This window comes from Novispirillum itersonii subsp. itersonii ATCC 12639 (assembly GCF_000381985.1).
GTDB lineage: Bacteria > Pseudomonadota > Alphaproteobacteria > Rhodospirillales > Rhodospirillaceae > Novispirillum > Novispirillum itersonii.
This window is the reverse complement of record NZ_KB907337.1, coordinates 587,905-605,607: the sequence shown is the minus strand read 5'-3', so window position 1 is coordinate 605,607 and position 17,703 is coordinate 587,905. Positions and strand designations below refer to the sequence as shown.

The 17,703-nt window shown below is 62.2% G+C and carries 17 protein-coding genes and 1 pseudogene; 15 read left to right on the top strand and 3 right to left on the bottom strand.

Annotated elements, in window-relative coordinates:
- Positions 1-95: 95 nt before the first annotated feature.
- The gene (gene mobA, locus G365_RS0102805) at positions 96-848 is read left to right on the top strand and encodes a molybdenum cofactor guanylyltransferase (RefSeq protein WP_019643984.1); all 753 of its coding nucleotides are present in this window, start codon (positions 96-98) and stop codon (positions 846-848) included.
- Positions 848-3,187, top strand: coding sequence for a response regulator (locus tag G365_RS0102800; RefSeq protein WP_019643983.1), 2,340 nt, complete (start codon positions 848-850; stop codon positions 3,185-3,187). The genes mobA and G365_RS0102800 overlap by 1 nt, the downstream gene beginning before the upstream one ends.
- 16 nt (positions 3,188-3,203) lie before the next feature.
- Here the strand turns inward: G365_RS0102800 and G365_RS0102795 are convergent, their stop codons facing one another.
- Complete coding sequence (locus G365_RS0102795) at positions 3,204-3,680, bottom strand: Lrp/AsnC family transcriptional regulator (protein ID WP_026345041.1); 477 nt, start codon at positions 3,678-3,680, stop codon at positions 3,204-3,206.
- Between the two features lie 138 nt (positions 3,681-3,818).
- Here G365_RS0102795 and hppD point away from each other — a divergent pair, with 138 nt between their 5' ends.
- The 3 genes from hppD (at position 3,819) to G365_RS0102780 (ending at position 6,526) form a co-directional block, all read left to right on the top strand.
- Positions 3,819-4,904 carry a 4-hydroxyphenylpyruvate dioxygenase gene (gene hppD / locus G365_RS0102790; protein ID WP_019643981.1) on the top strand — a complete coding sequence of 362 codons (1,086 nt, stop codon included), beginning with the start codon at positions 3,819-3,821 and terminating at the stop codon, positions 4,902-4,904.
- Between the two features lie 213 nt (positions 4,905-5,117).
- Positions 5,118-6,062, top strand: coding sequence for a bifunctional Delta(1)-pyrroline-2-carboxylate/Delta(1)-piperideine-2-carboxylate reductase (gene lhpI / locus G365_RS0102785; protein WP_019643980.1), 945 nt, complete (start codon positions 5,118-5,120; stop codon positions 6,060-6,062).
- A 140-nt stretch (positions 6,063-6,202) separates the two neighbouring features.
- Positions 6,203-6,526, top strand: coding sequence for a peptidylprolyl isomerase (locus G365_RS0102780; protein ID WP_019643979.1), 324 nt, complete (start codon positions 6,203-6,205; stop codon positions 6,524-6,526).
- Positions 6,527-6,619: 93 nt separating this feature from the next.
- Here G365_RS0102780 and G365_RS0102775 read toward each other — a convergent pair whose 3' ends face one another.
- Entirely contained in the window at positions 6,620-7,234 is a 615-nt protein-coding gene (locus G365_RS0102775) for a glutathione S-transferase family protein (RefSeq protein WP_019643978.1), read from the bottom strand.
- Between the two features lie 48 nt (positions 7,235-7,282).
- Here G365_RS0102775 and G365_RS0102770 point away from each other — a divergent pair, with 48 nt between their 5' ends.
- On the top strand, positions 7,283-7,621 hold the full coding sequence (locus G365_RS0102770) for a DUF1491 family protein (RefSeq protein WP_019643977.1): 339 nt from the start codon (positions 7,283-7,285) through the stop codon (positions 7,619-7,621).
- Here the strand turns inward: G365_RS0102770 and G365_RS0102765 are convergent.
- The gene (locus tag G365_RS0102765; protein ID WP_019643976.1) at positions 7,618-8,148 is read right to left on the bottom strand and encodes a MarR family winged helix-turn-helix transcriptional regulator; all 531 of its coding nucleotides are present in this window, start codon (positions 8,146-8,148) and stop codon (positions 7,618-7,620) included. The genes G365_RS0102770 and G365_RS0102765 overlap by 4 nt on opposite strands.
- Before the next feature lie 163 nt (positions 8,149-8,311).
- On the opposite strand from G365_RS0102765, the gene G365_RS0102760 reads away from it, so the two are divergent.
- From G365_RS0102760 to G365_RS0102725, 9 genes and pseudogenes are all read left to right on the top strand, one after another.
- Positions 8,312-9,436, top strand: a complete 1,125-nt coding sequence (locus G365_RS0102760) for a homogentisate 1,2-dioxygenase (RefSeq protein ID WP_019643975.1) — start codon at positions 8,312-8,314, stop codon at positions 9,434-9,436.
- A gap of 98 nt (positions 9,437-9,534) precedes the next feature.
- A complete protein-coding gene (locus G365_RS0102755) occupies positions 9,535-10,548 on the top strand; it encodes a fumarylacetoacetate hydrolase family protein (protein ID WP_019643974.1) in 1,014 nt (337 codons plus the stop codon).
- Between the two features lie 18 nt (positions 10,549-10,566).
- Complete coding sequence (gene maiA, locus G365_RS0102750) at positions 10,567-11,211, top strand: maleylacetoacetate isomerase (protein ID WP_019643973.1); 645 nt, start codon at positions 10,567-10,569, stop codon at positions 11,209-11,211.
- Positions 11,212-11,374: 163 nt separating this feature from the next.
- Positions 11,375-12,034 carry a response regulator transcription factor gene (locus G365_RS0102745; protein ID WP_019643972.1) on the top strand — a complete coding sequence of 220 codons (660 nt, stop codon included), beginning with the start codon at positions 11,375-11,377 and terminating at the stop codon, positions 12,032-12,034.
- A 491-nt stretch (positions 12,035-12,525) separates the two neighbouring features.
- The gene (locus G365_RS24195) at positions 12,526-12,861 is read left to right on the top strand and encodes a hypothetical protein (protein WP_211217647.1); all 336 of its coding nucleotides are present in this window, start codon (positions 12,526-12,528) and stop codon (positions 12,859-12,861) included.
- A 106-nt stretch (positions 12,862-12,967) separates the two neighbouring features.
- A complete protein-coding gene (locus G365_RS24435; RefSeq protein ID WP_019643971.1) occupies positions 12,968-13,102 on the top strand; it encodes a hypothetical protein in 135 nt (44 codons plus the stop codon).
- Positions 13,103-13,336: 234 nt separating this feature from the next.
- A pseudogene (locus tag G365_RS19995) lies at positions 13,337-15,637 on the top strand (efflux RND transporter permease subunit); the annotation flags it as partial.
- 4 nt (positions 15,638-15,641) lie between these two features.
- Positions 15,642-17,048 (top strand): efflux transporter outer membrane subunit, encoded by a 1,407-nt coding sequence (locus G365_RS0102730; RefSeq protein ID WP_019643969.1) that lies wholly within the window; start codon positions 15,642-15,644, stop codon positions 17,046-17,048.
- Positions 17,049-17,258: 210 nt separating this feature from the next.
- Positions 17,259-17,696, top strand: coding sequence for a GcrA family cell cycle regulator (locus tag G365_RS0102725; RefSeq protein ID WP_019643968.1), 438 nt, complete (start codon positions 17,259-17,261; stop codon positions 17,694-17,696).
- Positions 17,697-17,703: the final 7 nt, after the last annotated feature.

The window sequence follows — 17,703 nt, the reverse complement described above, 5'->3', positions numbered from 1 at the left end:
GCGGCAGGGACTGCAGTATAGTCACCGGATAACACGCCCCGGTCATGTCACCGGGGGAACGACCGGGACAACAGAGACCTGAGGCAAATCACGACGTGACCGACGCAGCGGCAGAAATCCGGCAGCAGGGGGCCCCCCGGTTTTCCACCGGGGATCCCGGCGCTGTTCCCGACCGTATTCTTGGGGTGGTGCTTGCCGGGGGGCAGGGCCGCCGTATGGGCGGGGCAGAGAAGCCGCTGCTGCCGCTGGCCGGTGTGCCGATGGCCCTGCGGGTGGCGGAAACCCTGCGGGCGATGACCGGGGCAGTGGTGCTGGCAACCGGGCACGAGACCGCCCGCTATCAGGCAGTCGTGCTGCCTTGTCTGCCTGATCCGCTGCTGCCGCTGACCGTGGCGGATGAAGGCCGGGCCGGGCCGCTGGCCGGAATTCTGGCCGGTCTGGAGGAGGCGGGCCGCCGTGGGTATGGCTGGGTGCTGACCTGTCCGGCCGATGTGCCGCTGGTGCCGCCGGGGCTTGGGGCGGCGATGGCTGCAAAGCTGGCTTCAGACGCCGCTGTCTGTTCGGGCGTGACGGTCGAGGCCCCGGCGGCGGATGGCCGCCTGCGCTGGCATCCGGCGATCGCCCTGCTGCCGGTCTCTCTGGCTGCCGATCTGCGCCGGGCTCTGACCGCGGGGGAGCGCCGGGTCGGGGGCTGGATGCAGCAGGCCGGGGTCTGCCGTCTGCAGTGGGCGTCCCCGCCGGAAAAGTCTGCGGGCGCCCCTGATCCTTTCAGCAATATCAATACCCCGGATGATCTGGCGCGGGCTGAGGCGGCACTGGCTGCCCGCCGTGGGACGGAGTGTGACTGATGCCGGTGACGCCGCTGCTGATGGTCAGTCTGGTGATGGCCGGGGGTGGTCTGGCACTGGCCCTGTATTTTGGCGCTCTGGCGGCGCTGCGGCGCTCGGGGGAGTTTTATCTGCTGAGTGCGCTGCTGCTGCTGGCAGCGGCGCGGGCCCTGCTTCCCGCGCTGTCGGGCGTTGGTCCGCTGGCCGGGCAGATTGGCCCGGATGGCCTGCGCCGTTTTGACGGTGCCAGTCTGTTGATGATCGGGGCGCTGTACGGGCAGTTTCTGCGGGCGCTGTTTCCCGAAGATGTGTCGGCTGCCGCTGTCCGGGCCGGATCCGCCGGGTGCGGTGCGGCGTTGCTGGTGGTTCTGCTGCTGCCGCCGTCGGCGCTGCCCGGGATCATGGACTGGGTTCGGGTTCTGTTAATGGTGGTGCTTCTTGCGGCGGCGGCCCTGTCCGTTGTGCTGATGCGGCGCTGGCGGGACGGGGCGCTGTGGGTGGCCGGATCGGTGCTGATTCTGGTGGTGGCGGTGCTGACCGATCTGTTCCTGCGGCACCGGTCGGTGCCGGAGATCGAGATCCCGGGGACCCTGGGGGTGATTTCGACCGGCTGTGTTCTGTTTGCGCTGGGCCATGTCTTCCTGATGGGGGTCCGGCTCAACCGCGTTTATCAGACGTCACAGACCCTGTCCCGGCATGTGGTGGCCCTCAACCGGTCGCTCGAAAAGCGGGTCACGGAAGCCTCGCGGGAAACCAATGCCACCCGCGAACAGCTGGAGGCGATCCTGTCCTGCGTGCCGGATGGGGTGATCACCCTGACCGTTGACGGCACCATTGATATTTTCGGGCCGGGGGCGGAGCGGGTCTTCGGCTGGCGCGGGCATGAGGTGTCGGGTCTGCCGGTGGTGACCCTGCTGTCGCCGGAATGGGGGGAGCGGCTGCTGAAGTCGCTGCGGCGTTTTGTCACGGAAGGGGTGCTGACCTATACCGGGCAGGGACCGGTGGAGATGGAGGGACGGCGACGCGACGGGGCGCTGTTTCCGATGATCTGTACGGTGACCCGGATTGATATCAACGGTCAGCCGGTGTTCGTGGCGACGATCCGCGATGCCTCTGCCGATCTGGCGCAGCAGCAGCAGGTGACGGAGATGCAGCGCCAGTGCGAGCGCCGCCGTCAGGATCTGGCCCTGATTGAGGCCCGTGGCGGTGTCGGCCACTTTGTGGCGCAGCGGGGCAGGCAGGGATACCGGTATGAATGGTCTGACGGGTTTGCCGCCGTCTGGGGGCTGGACCGTCAGGCGATGCCGTCCACGCTGGCCGGTGTGCTGGGCATGGCCCGGCCTGACGATCAGCGGGCGCTGTTCCCGTGGCTTGACCGGCAGGACTGGACCAGCGGCAGCCGGGTGCTGCGGGTGTGCGCCGATGTGGAAGAAGAACGGGTGATTGAACTGTCCCTGAGCCGGGAGCGGGATGCGGCCGGTCAGGTGACGCGGGAGCTTGGCGTTGTCCGGCTGATCGGTGTGGGGACCGGCGGCGGACAGAGCGGGGAGGACGCAATGGAAACAGTATCTGCTGCCGGTGCCGGGGTTGACGGGGTACGGACCATTCTGCTGGTCGAGGATGTCGAGGTGAACCGCCGGGTCGCCGTGACCTTTCTGGAGCGGGAGGGATACCGTGTCGAGGTTGCCTCCACCGGGCTGGAGGCGGTGGAGATGGCCGGGCAGGGCGATTATGACCTGATCCTGATGGATATCCGGCTGCCCGATGTTGACGGGGTTGAGGCAACCCGCCGGATCCGTGCGCTGCCGGACCCGGCGCGGGCGGCTGTGCCGGTGCTGGCACTGACGGCCAATGTCTTCGGTGATGATGTCAGCCGCTATGAGGCGGCGGGCATGTCCGGCGTGGTGGCTAAACCGATCCGTATGCCGCAGTTCCGTACCGTGCTGAGCGGCCTGCTCAGCCGCCGCAAAACCGCTGCTGCGGGCGGGCCGGGCTGGACATCGCTGGATCTGCCGCTTGATGAGGCCTTTATCCGGGAACGGCAGGCCGCACTGGGGGCAGACAGCTTTGCGGTGATCCTTGACCTTGGCCGCCGCAGCTCCGGTTTTGCGGCGGAAGAGCTGGAACGGTCGGTCATGACCGCCGCGCCGGTGGCGGCGGATGTGGCGCGGGCGGCCCACAAACTGGCCGGTGCCGCTTCCAACTTCGGCTTTGCCGCCCTGTATGCGCTGGGCCGTCAGGTCGAGGCCCTGTGTGAGGCCGGGGATCTGGCGCAGGCCCTTCAGCTGGGGCAGCGGGCCGGTGACCTGCGGCGGCAGACCGATGCGGCGCTGGACCGGTGGCTGGCAGAATCCCGCTGAGGTGGCCGGTGCCGGGTTATGGCACCGGCAGTCCTTTCCAGCGTTTCAGGCATTCCAGCGCGATGGACGACTTAACACTTTCCACGAACGGGAAAGCCATCAGACGGTGCATCAGAAAGTCAGAGAAAGACTTCAGATCCGGCGCGGTCACCCGCAGCAGGTAATCGGCCTCGCCGCTGACAGAATGGCATTCCAGAATTTCAGGGATTCCCTGCACCGCTTCAGCAAAGCGGGTGGCGGGGCTTTCCCCATGTTTGCCCAGTGACACGCTGACAAAGGCGGTGACGCCCAGCCCGATTTTCTCCGGGTTCAGGCGGGCGGAATACCCGTCAATCACCCCCAGTTCTTCCAGCCGTTTCAGGCGGCGGTGGCATTGTGACGGCGACAGATGGGCCTGTTCCGACAGCTCGACATTTGACAGGCGGGCATCCTCCTGCATGGCCCGCAGGATGCGGCGATCAATGGCATCAAGACTGCTGTCATGCTCGGTCATTGCAAAATCATCTTCATAAGTGGCGGAACCGTGAATCAGGATGCCGTCGCGGGGCCACCTTTGCAAGCCCCGTGCGGGGGTATTTTGGTATGATTCCAGACAGAACAACACCACGGTCTCCGGGGAGGACACCACGCCATGAACGCCATTCACCAGCCCGCCCGGTCAACAGCCCGTCTTGACCTGTGGGATAATCCGCAGGGCACCGATGGCTTTGAATTCGTTGAATATACCGGCCCGGACTGTGCGGCGCTGGATGCCCTGTTCCGGAACATGGGGTTCACGGCGGTGGCGAAGCATAACAGCCGCCCGGTCACGCTGTACCGGCAGGGCGATATTTCGTTTCTGCTGAATGCTGAGACCGATGGCCACGCCGCCCGCTTCCGGTCCGCGCACGGACCGAGCATCTGTTCCATCGCCTTCCGGGTGGCTGATGCGGCGCAGACGCAGGCCCATGCGGTCAGCACCGGTGCGGTGGTGCCGGGTGTCGCCCCGGTGGTCGATGCCCCGGTGATTGAAGGGATCGGTGGCAGCCTGCTGTATCTGGTGGACCGCTACGGGGCCAAAGGCGATGTCTATGGCGATTTCACCTTCTTCCCCGGTGTGGATGCCCATCCGGCAGGGCACGGCCTGACCGACATTGATCACCTGACCCACAACGTCATGCGGGGCAACATGGAGACGTGGGCCGGTTTTTACGAGCGCATCTTCAACTTCCGTGAAGTGCGGTACTTCGACATCGAAGGCAAGCTGACCGGCCTGAAGTCGAAGGCGATGACCAGCCCGGACGGTAAGATCCGTATCCCGATCAATGAAAGCTCTGACGATAAGAGCCAGATTGAAGAGTATCTGCACGCCTATAATGGGGAAGGAGTGCAGCACGTGGCCCTGAGCAGCGGCGATATTGTCGCCACTGTTGAGAGCATGAAGACGGATATCCGCTTCCTTGATACCCCGGAAACCTATTACGAGCTGGTTGATGCCCGGGTGCCGGGGCACGGGCTGGATCTGGAGCCGTTCCGCCGCAACCGCATTCTGATCGACGGTGCGCCGACGCAGGATCAAGGGCTGCTGCTGCAGATCTTCACCGAGAATGTCATTGGTCCGATTTTTTATGAAATCATCGAGCGCCGGGGCAATCAGGGGTTTGGTGAAGGTAATTTCCGCGCCCTGTTTGAATCGATCGAGCTGGATCAGATCCGCCGGGGTGTGCTGGAAGGATAAGTTTGTTTCTGTTTTGTTCCCTCCGATACGGTATCAACTCCCTCCGGGCAGGCTGCGGTCTGCCCGGTTTTTTTGTGCGGCTTGTTTATTCTGGATCCAAAATCCTGTTCGCGCTGGCGGGCGGTTTCTGTCACTGTGGGGCACAGAGAGAAAGCCCCCGGCCTCTCCCCATCCCCAGAAATCCTATCCCCAGAAATCAAGGAGCGTCCGTTCATGCAGTTTGCCGATGCCGCCGCCGTTGCTGCCGCCCTGACCCCCGCCGCGCTGGTGGAAGCCCTGCGGGACGGGTTCCGTCAGGGGTGCGAGATGCCGGTCCGTCATCATCATACCATGCAGGTGCCCGGCGAGGCCGCCGCCACCCTGCTGCTGATGCCGGCGTGGATTGAGGGGGGCTTTGTCGGGGTCAAGGTGGTGTCGGTGTTTCCCGGCAATGCCGACCGGGGGCAGCCGTCGATTTACGGCAGCTATCTGCTGTCATCGGGCAAAACCGGCGAACTGCTGGCGGTGATGGACGGGCCGGAGCTGACCAGCCGCCGCACCGCTGCGGCGTCAGCGCTGGCCGCTGATTATCTGGCCCGGAAGGATGCCGCCACCCTGCTGGTGGTCGGCACTGGCCGCCTGTCGGCACATATGGCCCGCGCCCATGCTGCCGTCCGGCCTTTGACCCGGGTGCTGATCTGGGGTCGCAACCCGGAAAAAGCGGCGGCAACCGTGGCGGAGCTGGCGGATCTTGGCGTGACGGTGGAGGTTGCGCCCGCGTCGCTGGAAGCGGCGGTCGGGCAGGCCGATATCATTTCCTGCGTGACCCTGTCGACCCAGCCGCTGATTCAGGGGGCGTGGCTGCGCCCGGGGCAGCACCTTGATCTGGTCGGCGGCTTTACCCCGGCGATGCGTGAAGCCGATGACGAGGCGGTGCGCCGGGCCCGCGTGTACGTCGATACCCGCGCCGGGGCGACCAAGGAAGGCGGCGATATCGTCCAGCCGCTGGCCAGCGGCGCACTGACGGCAGACGGCATCCACGGCGATCTTTACGACCTGTGCCGGGGCACCGCTGCCGGACGGGGCAGCGATCAGGAGATCACTTTCTTCAAGTCGGTCGGCTGTGCGCTGGAAGACCTGATGGCGGCGGTGCAGGTCTACCGCGTGCTGTCAGCCTGACGGTCCCGGATGATCCGGTCTTGCATCCGTCACCGGATCATCCTCCGGTCTTGCATCCGTGAACGGATCATCCTCTGGTCTTGCATCCGTGAACGGATGCGGGCATATCAGCGGCAGCTTTGATCTAAGGAGTAACTTCCATGGCCGCCACCATTCGCGCGTCCCACATCCTTCTGATGCACGCTGGCGTGCCGGAATCCTCCAGCGACCGGTCGCGCGCCGCCGCGCTGGAAGCGATGACCCGCCTGCGCGATAAGATCAAGTCGGGTGATGTCGATTTTGCCGAAGCGGCGCAGACCCTGTCTGACTGTCCCTCGGGCGAAGACGGTGGCGATCTCGGCCGCTTCTCCCCCGGGATGATGGTGCCGGAATTCGACAAGGCCTCCTTCGCGCTGGAGGTGAACGAACTGTCAGATATCGTGGAAACCGCTTTCGGCTTCCATCTGATCCTGCGGACTGAATAAGTCAGACTGAGCGGGTAAGGCTGACCGGCCTGAAACAGAACGGCCCGGCGGGGAGACCTGCCGGGCCGTTCTGCTGTTCTGTTGTCCCCGGCGTCAGGTCGCCTGAGTGTTGGCAAAGGCGGGCAGGGCATTCAGCCGGGCAGAGTATGCGGCCAAAGCCGGGAAGCTGACCTCGGGGGTCAGCCGCTCTTTCAGGGTCAGGCAGGCAAAGTCATAGGCGATGACGGCGGAAATATCGGCCTGTGTCAGTCGGGTCCCGAACAGCGGTGTCGCGGCGGCGGCGGTCTGGTCCAGCACCGTCAGGGCGGCGCGGGCCTGATCCTCGCACTGCCGGGCCCAGTCTTCGTACAGAAACTCTGCCGGGCGGCGGGTGCGTTCGTAATACGCGGTGACCATCTTTTCACAGGCCCCGACCGCCAGCGCAACCAGCTTCAGCACGGTGCGGCGGTCTGCGCCGCCTGCGGGGATCAGGGCCCGCTGTGGCCCTGCCATCTCGTCAATGGCATCAAGAATGGCGGCACTGTCAATCAAGGTTTCGCCATCGTCGAGCACCAGTGCCGGAACCCGCACCAGCGGACTGTATCCTTTGACTGTTTCCCGATCGGTGATGACGGACAGCTGCTGATGCTCAAACGGAATGTCGAGCAGGGTCAGCGTGGTGGCGACGCGGCGGACGAAAGGGGAGTAGTTGCGGCCAATCAGCTTCACGGGTATCTCCATGAGGATGAGCAAGAGGGACTGGAAAAGGGGGCTGGCATGACCGAACTGCGGCTGAACACCAAACTGCGGGTACAGGCCCTGATCCGGAGCTGCGCCGCCCGCGATGTCTTTGCCGCCGTGGTTGCCTCCGGCGATCCTGACAGAGGGGCGGTGCTGGTCAAGCTGAACCTGTTTGCCGAAGGCTGTCAGGTGCTGGTGCAGGCCCGCACCGTGGACGGTGTGACCCACTGGCGTCTGGGGACCGGGCCGGACCCGGTGCCCGAGGCTGAGGCCGACGCTTTCATCGACCGGCAGCGCACCTATGACGAAGACCTGTGGGTGGTCGAGCTGGAAAATCCGAAGGCCGTCTTCGATCTGTTTGTGGTCGAAGGTTAAGGCGTTTCGGCGGGCTGGAAGCTGGCGGACAGGCCGCGCGCGGTTTTGGTCAGTTTATCCAGCAGCCGTTCCAGCATCATCAGTTCATCGGTTTCCAGCGTATCCAGCAGTTCCCCTTCATATTGCAGGGCCAGCGGAACAATCTGCTGATACACCGCATAACCGGCATCGGTCAGGGTCAGATTGGCCTTGCGGCGGTCGGCCTTATCCACCGTGCGGCCCAGCAGGCCCAGCGTCAGCAGGCGTGAGACGGCGCGGCTGACCTGCACCTTATCCATTTCCGTGCGCTGGGCGACGGCATTGGCACACATCGGCGTGCCCTGATGCTGCGCCAGCCCCAGCACCGCCATCACCCGCCATTCCGGGATCGCCAGCCCGAACCGCTCGCCATAGATCGTCGCGACGGTATGGCTGATCAGGTTCGACAGCACCGACAGGCGGTACGGCACGAACAGATCAAGCTGAAGCGGGTCGCCGGGATTGGCCGGGGCGGCGGGAGAGGGGAGACGGGACGGTTTTTTCGACATGGGCCGCCTTTTTGGAAAAATTCCGCTTGGAAATAGTTTCAGGTGAAACTAAATTGGTTTCAGAAGGAACCATCTTAGCACGGCAATGCCGGATGGCCATCTCCACACAACGCTGTCGGCGGCCACAGGCGCGCCGTGACGCACCATAAGGAGTTCCGGGAGGATGAAAAACTGGATTCAGTTCCCCATCGTTGAGGGAACCGCCAGCCGACAGGCCCACTGCGATATGCCCGCAGGCACCTATGAGCAGGAAATGGGCCGGGAAGGCTTCTTCGGCCCGGCGTCGCAGCTGCATCACCGCCACGCCCCGACCGGCTGGGTCAAGTGGGAAGGCCCGCTGCGCCCCCGCGCCTTTGACCTGAACACTGCCACGGCTGTCTCCGGTTCGCCGTGGGATGCCCGGCTGGTGCTGTTCAATGCCGCCACCAAGATCCGCATCTGGAAGACCGAAGGCAAAATGCCGGCTCTGGCCCGCAATGCCGATGGTGATGATCTGCTGTTCTTCCATACCGGCAGCGGCCATTTTTACTGCGATTTCGGCCATATGCCGTTCCGGGATGGCGACTATATTCTGGTGCCGCGCGGCGTGCAGTGGCGGCTGGAATGTGATGAACCGGCAATGGTGCTGATGATCGAGGCCACCGGCGACAGCTACAAGCTGCCGGGCAAGGGGCTGGTCGGCACCCACGCCATTTTTGATCCGGCGATCCTGGATGTGCCGCGCATCGACGAAGCGTTCAAAGAACAGTATTCCGAAGCTGAAACCCTGTGCGAAATCAAGCGGCAGGATGCGCTGTCCTACGTCACCTATGGCTTCAATCCGCTGGATGCCATCGGCTGGCATGGCGATCTGGCCCCGGTGAAGCTGAACTGGCGTGACATCCGCCCGCTGATGAGCGCCCGCTACCACGTTCCGCCGTCAGCCCACTGCACCTTCCTGTCCAACCGGGTGGTGATCTGCACCTTCTGCCCGCGCCCGATCGAGTCTGACCCCGGTGCGCTGAAGCTGCCGTACTTCCATTCCAACGTCGATTACGACGAGTTCATTTTCTATCATAAGGGTGAGTTCTTCTCCCGCGATAACATCCGGCCGGGGATGACCACCTATCACCCGATCGGCTTCCCGCACGGGCCGCACCCCAAGGCCTATGACACGGCGATGGAATACGCCCGTAAGGAAACCGACGAAGTGGCGGTGATGGTCGATACCCGCGACATGATGACCCCGGCAGAGCTGCCGGAAGGCGTGGAATGGACCGAATACTATAAGTCGTGGCAGAAGAAATAAGCTCTGCCTGCCCGTGCCCCGGCGGGATCAGTCCCGACCGGGGCCGGACTGTCTTTATCTGACAGTCTGGAATTATTCTGATTGATGGATGGACCCCGATGAAATTCGCCTCCCTCAAGCATGGCCGCGACGGCCGTCTGGTGCTGGTGTCCCGCGATCTCAGCCGCTGTGTGGCGGTGGCTGATCTGGCCCCGACCCTGCAGGCGGCGCTGGATGACTGGGACCGGCTGGCCCCGCTGCTGCAGGCCCGGTCTGACGCCCTGAACGCCGGAACCCTGCCCGATACGATGGCGTTCGATGAGGCGGCCTGTGCGTCACCGCTGCCGCGTGCCTATCAGTGGGCCGACGGCTCGGCCTATGTGAACCATGTCGAGCTGGTGCGCCGTGCCCGCGGGGCAGAGCTTCCGGCCAGCTTCTGGACCGATCCGCTGATGTATCAGGGCGGGTCCGATACCTTCCTCGGGCCGCGTGATCCGGTGGTGATGGCGGATGAGGCCTATGGGATCGACTTTGAAGGGGAAGTGGCGGTCATCACCGGCGATGTGCCGATGGCGGCAACCCCGGATCAGGCGGCTGAGGCAATCCGGCTGGTGATGCTGGTCAACGATGTGTCGCTGCGCGGCCTGATCCCGGAAGAACTGGCCAAGGGCTTCGGCTTTTTCCAGTCCAAGCCGTCCAGCGCTTTTTCGCCGGTGGCGGTGACCCCGGATGAGCTGGGCGACGCCTGGGCTGACGGCAAGGTGCATCTGCCGCTGCTGGTTACCCTGAACGGCGCACCGTTCGGCAAGGCCAATGCCGGGGTGGATATGACCTTTAATCTGCCGACACTGGTGGCGCACGCCGCGAAAACCCGCCCGCTGGGGGCCGGGGCGATCATCGGCTCCGGCACCGTGTCCAACAAGCAGGATACCGCGTTCGGCTCGGCCATTCAGGATGGCGGCGTCGGCTATTCCTGCATTGCCGAGGTGCGGATGATTGAAACCATCAACACCGGCAAACCGTCCACGCCGTTTATGCGGTTTGGCGACACCGTGCGGATTGAGATGCGCGATGCCGCCGGTCAGTCGGTCTTCGGGGCGATTGACCAGACCGTGCAGCCGTACCGCCGCTGAGGAAAAGGGCTGACCGTCATGAAGCTGTATGGATACTTCCGCTCCTCCACCTCCTACCGGGTGCGGATTGCCCTGAACCTGAAAGGTCTGCCCTGCGAACAGGTGCCGGTCCATCTGGTCAGGGATGGCGGTCAGCACCTGTCGGATGCCTACCGGGCGATCAACCCGGCGGCGGCGGTGCCGTCGCTGGTGCTGGCCGATGGCACGGTCCTGACCCAGTCGCTGGCCATCTGCGAATACCTTGATGAGATCTGCCCACAACCGCCGCTGCTGCCGCCGGACGCCTTGGGGCGGGCGCGGGTGCGGGCCTTTGCGCAGGGTATCGCCTGCGACATTCATCCGGTTGATAACCTGCGGGTGCTGAAATACCTCGGGGCGCTGGGCCATGATGAAGACGCCCGCAACACCTGGTACCGCCACTGGGTGACGGAAGGCTTCCGGGCGCTGGAGGCGATGGTGGCCGGGCACCCGTCCACCGGGCGGCACGTGCAGGGCGATGCGCCGACGCTGGCCGATATCTGTCTGGTGCCGCAGATGTACAACGCCCGCCGCTTTCATGTTGATCTGGCACCGTACCCGACCCTGTGCCGGCTGGATGAAGCGGCACGCGCACTGCCGGCCTTTGCCGCCGCCGCGCCGGAGGTGCAGCCCGACGCAGGCTGACAGACGGGCAGGCTGACAGGCTGTCTATGATTGTTGCAACGGGGTGGGGCGGTGGCTCCGCCCCGTTTTCCTGTCCGGACCGTTTATTCTGCCCCTCTAACGCTTTCGTATAAGCAACGTTTAATGGTAGAGTTCGCCGGAGATCGACAAGACTGGCAAAACAATGCGCATTCTACTTGCTGACGATCACGAGCTGGTCCGGGGTGGCCTGAAGCCGTTTCTGGCAGAACTGAGCCCGGATCTGGACCTGCTGGAGGCTGACTCCTACGCCAGCGCCCATGCGGTGGTGGAGGCCGGGCCGGTGCCGGATCTGGCCATCCTCGACCTGCGGATGCCGGAAGGGGACAGCGGCGGGCTGGAAGCCCTGTGCCAGAATTATCCCGGTCTGAAGGTCGCGGTGCTGTCCGGATCGACAGATCTTGAGGATGTTCGTTTTGCACTGCACTGTGGCGCGGTCGGCTATATTCCCAAGACATTCGGCGGCCCGGTGCTGCTGCAGGCTCTGCGGTTGATCCTGGCGGGCGAAAGATTCTTTCCTGCTTTTGTGGTCGATGCCCTGCTGCTGGATGGTCTGCCCCCGCCCGGCCCGGTGGTTGCCGAAGGGGAAGGGGGCTCTAAGCTTCTGGAAAGACTGTCAACCCGCGAGCGGGAAATTCTGGCGCATATGATTCAGGGGGGCACCAACAAAGAGATTGCCCGTCTGCTGCATGTTCAGGAAATCACCGTAAAAGTTCATTTACGCAACATTTACCGCAAGCTTGGCGCGGCAAACCGCGCACAGGCGGTCAGAATCGCGCTTGAGAGCGGATGGACCGCACCCTGATACCGCAGGGTATCCGCAAAATCCCCGCATCTATGTAATTTAATGTCGCGCTTTGACAGTCCGGAGCAACGGACTGTCGAATTTTCACTTTTTGCGTCTTTCCCCTTTACAGTCGAACGTTCTCTTGCGATATATCGCATCGCAACATGGCGTGTCCCTCCCGTTTCGGTGAGGCTGTGTTGTCTTTCTTGGACGTTTCCTCCCTAGACTTGGGCCGCACCTGATGCGGCCCTTTTTTTTTGTGCAAAATCAATAAATCATAACAACACTTAAAATAGTGTGCAATTCTCCAAAATGTTAGCTGCGCCGTGCGGCCATTGCCATTGCCATTGCCATTTGCCACAACTTACAGGCTGTAAGCTTGTGGTTGGCGGGCTATTTGAATGGGATGAGGGGGCGGCATGATGAATATGCGGAAATTTGAATGATATTGCACTGGCAATGTGCTGCCATAAAGTCTATAAACAAATAGTCAGGTTATGGAGGTTATTGTGAGTGATTCGTCCAAAGAAACAAAATACATAGAATGTGTAAGTGATGCATTACTTGAGATGGAAAGGGTGAAGGACGGAAAAATTTTGACATTTAACTTCACATCAACATCTGATGAATGCCATATGCAATTTCCAAATAAAACTCATATTATGATTAATGAATTTGCAGACAAGTTGTGGTTTGATTTTGATGTATTATTGATTTCGGAGAAAAATAAATTTAGACTACATGTATTGACTAAATTTGCAGATCTCTATGCATCTGGTTCATTTAGTTCTGATATGAGAAAAAATTGCCTAAAATTGATTCATTCTATTTTCCAAAATCTCTAGATGCCTCACCCGGACCACTGCTATAGCAGTGGTCCGGGCGCAAGCCCTTCCGCGCATGCGCCCTTCCGCCACGCTGAAGCTGAAAGCCGGAATGTCGGAGAGGTTGATGGCGCTGAACATGGGCACAAGCCCCGAGATGATCCGTAAACATTATGGTCATGACGACACAGTGACCCGTGCCAACGAGTTCGTGGATGATCTTGAATGGCAGCTTGGGAAGCGGAACGACGGCTTGCTGTGATTAGGCATTGTTTCGACGAAACATCAGAAAAAATGCTCGCAGGCCCGTAACCTAGGTGTTTAGTTCAGGATATGGCATCCACGCAAATTGCGAACAGGATGGCCTAAAGCCTTGTTCCACGTAGATTAAAAAATCAGCGCCCCCTTGCGCACACAGCAATTAGAGTGTTTTCAAATTGAGTGTGTGTAACCCGCAGCTTTGAAGAAATTTTGACCCTAGCCCTACAGCTTTTCCAACCGTGAGAACGGGCGCGTTTCCACCGTCGCCGCCGTGCAGCTGTCGCCGGGGGCCAATGCCGTGCGGACAGCCGAAAGCGTGAAGGCGCGGCTGGCCGAGCTTAGCCGGGCGATGCCCTTGGGGATGAGTTACGCCACGCCGTTTGACACCGCACCCTTCGTCAAAATTTCCATAGAGCAGGTTATCCAAACCCTGGCTGAGGCCATGGTGCTGGTGTTTCTGGTCATGCTGCTGTTTCTGCAAAACATCCGCTATACGCTGATCCCCGCGATTGTGGCCCCGATTGCCTTGCTGGGGACCTTCACCATCATGCTGCTGGCTGGGTTTTCGATCAACGTACTGACCATGTTCGGCATGGTTCTGGCCATCGGCATCATCGTTGATGATGCCATCGTGGTGGTGGAGAACGTTGAACGCCTGATGGTGACCGAAGGGCTGTCACCCAAAGAGGCAACGGTCAAGGCGATGAAGGAAATCACCGGCGCGGTGGTCGGCATTACTCTGGTCCTGACGGCGGTTTTCATTCCCATGGCCCTTGCCGGGGGATCGGTTGGGGTGATCTATCGGCAGTTCACCCTGTCGATGGCGGTATCGATCCTGTTTTCGGCCTTTCTGGCGCTCAGCCTGACACCGGCCCTCTGTGCCACTTTGCTTAAACCGGCTGATCCTGCCCATCATGCCAAAGGCGGATTTTTTGGCTGGTTCAATCGCAGGTTTGACCGCTTCACCGGATCTTACGCAAACTGGGTCACCGCCTTAGTCCGCCGCTGTGGCCGCATGATGGCTGTCTTTGCCGTCCTCGTCGCCCTGCTGGGGCTGGCCTTTTCGCTCCTCCCTTCGGCCTTTCTGCCAGAGGAAGATCAGGGCTATTTCATGACCTCGTTCCAATTGCCGTCGGATGCCACGCAGGAACGTACGCTTGATCTGGTGCGCCGGTTCGAGACCCATGTTTCCGCACGGCCAGGTGTGGACTCGACCCTGTCAATTCTGGGTTTTGGCTTCTCCGGCTCGGGGGCGAACACCGCGATGGCCTTCACCATGCTCAAGGATTGGGACCGGCGCGATGGTGCTACCGCCGCCGCCGAGGCCGTATCGGCGCAGGAAGCGATGGCCAACATCACGGAAGGCACGGTGATGAGCCTTCTGCCGCCTGCGATTGAGGAAATGGGAACGTCGTCCGGTTTTAACCTGCGGCTTCAGGACCGCGCCGGTCATGGTCAGGCCGCCTTAAAGGCCGCAGAGGCCAAACTGCTGGATCTGGCCAGACACAGCAAGACCGTTGCCGACGTCTATTCCGACGACCTGCCCGACGGTCCCGGCGTCCGCCTGAACATCGACCGGCAGAAAGCCGAGGCGCTGGGGGTTCCGTTCAGTGCCATCCGCGACACCCTGACGGCGGCCATGGGGTCTCTCTATGTCAACGACTTCCCCAATGGCGGACGGATGCAGCAGGTGATCATTCAGGCTGACGCCCCGGCCCGTATGCAGGTGGACGACGTGCTGCGGCTGTTTGTGCGCAATACCGACGGCGGCATGGTGCCTCTGTCCGAAGTGGTGACGCCAGTATGGCAAGACACTCCTTTGCAACTGGTGCGCTATCAGGGTTTCCCTTCGGCGCGTATTTCCGGCAGGCCCGCCCCCGGCGTGTCCAGCGGTGAAGCGATGGCTGAAATGGAACGGCTTGTCGCTCAGTTGCCCGCCGGTTTCGCCATGGAATGGGCCGGTCAGTCACTGCAGGAACGTCAGTCGACCGCGCAAGCCCCGCTGCTGATGGCGCTGTCCATGCTGGTGGTCTTTCTGGTGCTGGCGGCGCTTTATGAAAGCTGGTCGATTCCGCTGTCCGTGATGCTGGTGGTGCCGCTGGGCTTGCTGGGCGCGGTGGCGGCGGTGATGCTGCGCGACATGCCCAACGATATCTTTTTCAAGGTGGGGATGATTACGGTGATTGGTCTCTCTGCCAAGAACGCCATCCTGATCGTCGAGTTCGCCCGGCACCTGCACGCTCAGGGGAAGGGGCTGTCCGAGGCGGCGATCACCGCAGCACGGCTGCGTTTGCGACCTATCCTGATGACCTCTCTGGCGTTCGGCCTCGGCGTGGTGCCGTTGATGCTTGCCCGTGGTCCCGGTTCGGAAACGCAGAATGCGATCGGCACCGGGGTATTTGGCGGCATGGTCTGCGCCACCGTGCTGGCGGTGTTCTTCGTCCCCATCTTCTTCGTCTTTGTCATCGGCGGCCAGGAGAAGCTGCAAAGCTGGCGGCGGCAGAACGGTCACGCTGTTTCGGCAGGTCAGGATTAAAGCCATGCGTTTGATGATTGTTGCTCTGTCAGTCGCAGTCTCGGCCTGTTCCTTGACGCCCGATCCGGTCACGCCGGATCTGCCGGTCCCGCGCCACTACCCGACCCCAACCCGTGAGGATCAGGCCAGAGAAAATGCCGCCGATCTGGATTGGCGCTTCATGTTCGGCGATCTGCGTTTGCAGCGGATTATTGAACTCGCCCTGACGAATAATCGTGATCTGCGGTTAGCGGCGTTGAACGTCGAGGCCGTACAGGCGCAATATTCCATCCAGCGGGCGGCCCGGTTGCCCGCGGTCAGTGCCACGGGGGGCCTTAACCGTCAGCGGCTGGCCGCCGACCCCAAAGCTGACCCTGCAACAGCGGCACGAACCCAGACCCAGCACACTCTGGACATCGGCATCAGTTCCTTTGAGATTGATCTTTTTGGAAGGGCGCGGTCCCTGTCAGAGGCTGCCTTCGCCCGCTATCTGGCCAGCGAAGAAGGGTATCTGGCGGCTGAAATCACACTGGTCAGCGCGGTCGCGGACGCCTATTTCGCCGAACGTCTCGCTCAAGAGCAGTTGGATCTTGCCACCCAGACCCTGACTGACTGGCGGCACTCGCTGGATCTGGCGCATCGCCTGAAGGCGGCCAACCAAAGCAGTGCGCTGGATGTCGCCCAGGCAGAAGGGCAGGTCGCCACGGCCGAGGCTGATCTGGAAGGGCGTGCGCGTATGCTGGCACGGGCTGGCAACGCCCTGAGGCTCCTGGTGGGGGCTGAGCTGCCTGACGACCTGCCGCCAGCAGGGGGATTGGATGGAAAGGCGGTGAAAACCCGTCTTCCGCCCGGATTGCCATCGGACCTGCTGGTCCGTCGGCCTGATATTCGTCAGGCGGAACGGAATTTGATCGCTGCGAACGCCCATATCGGGGCTGCGCGCGCCGCCTTCTTCCCGAGGCTGTCGTTGACCTCGTCCCTGGGATACGCCAGCCCCGGCCTGAGTAATCTGTTTGACGGGACGCAGCGGGTATGGAGCTTTGCCCCCCAAATCTCTTTGCCCCTGTTCATGGGCGGCCAGCTCGAGGCCGAGCTGCGTCTGGCCGAAATCCGCAAATCCGAAGCCGTTGCTGAATACGAGCGGGTGATCCAAACCGCCTTTCGTGAGGTTGCGGACGGTCTGGCAGGCAGTGCCACCTATGACCATCAGATTGAGGCTCAGGACCGTGCCGTGGCAGCGGCAGAGCAGCGGGTTGCCTTGTCGACCTTGCGCTATCGTGCTGGTCTGGAGGGGCGTCTGGAAGTGCTGGATGCCCAGCGCCAGCTTTACGCGGCGCGCCAGATCCGGCTGGATCTGAAACGCGACGAGATCGGCAATGCCATCAGTCTGTACAAAGCGTTAGGCGGTGGCAGTGCATCAGCCGCCGAATGAAGGTGTACCGACCGGGAGCGAGCAGCAGACACCGGCCACCCCGCCTGACGGTGTCCGGCGAGGGGGCTGGTGTCTGTGTCTTCCCTGCCGTGAATATGGCAAAAATCAGGCGATGCCCTCTCTGATCACGACTCCGGCATGGACAACAGGGGATTCGATCTGTAGATAATGCTCTGGCATTGGTGCGTCTTTTTCTGGAGCAGTGTCACCATGGTCTGGACCGATGAGCGGATCGAGGAACTAAAGGTCTTGTGGGCCGAGGGCTTGACCACCGGCGAGATCGGCAAGCGCCTTGGGGTTTCCAAGAACGCTGTGGTCGGTAAAGCGCACCGGCTGGGGCTGAAGGGTCGCCCGTCCCCGATTAAAAAGGCTAAGCAGCCGCGTCAGGCTGCCGCCCCGGTAAAAGAGCCGGAACCGAAGATGAAAACATTGGTCGATCTGTCGGCCAATACCTGCCGCTGGCCGATCGGCGACCCGCGCGAACCGGGATTCCACTTCTGTGGGGCTCCGGCGATCCCGGGCAAGCCTTATTGTGCAACCCATGCTGCGGTTGCCTATGTCGGCGCGGGCAGCAACAACAAGCAGCAGCCGCAGCAGCCGCGGGATGACGACGCTGCGGAGAGTGCCCCTGCCGCCGTAAAGCCATAAGGCCAGC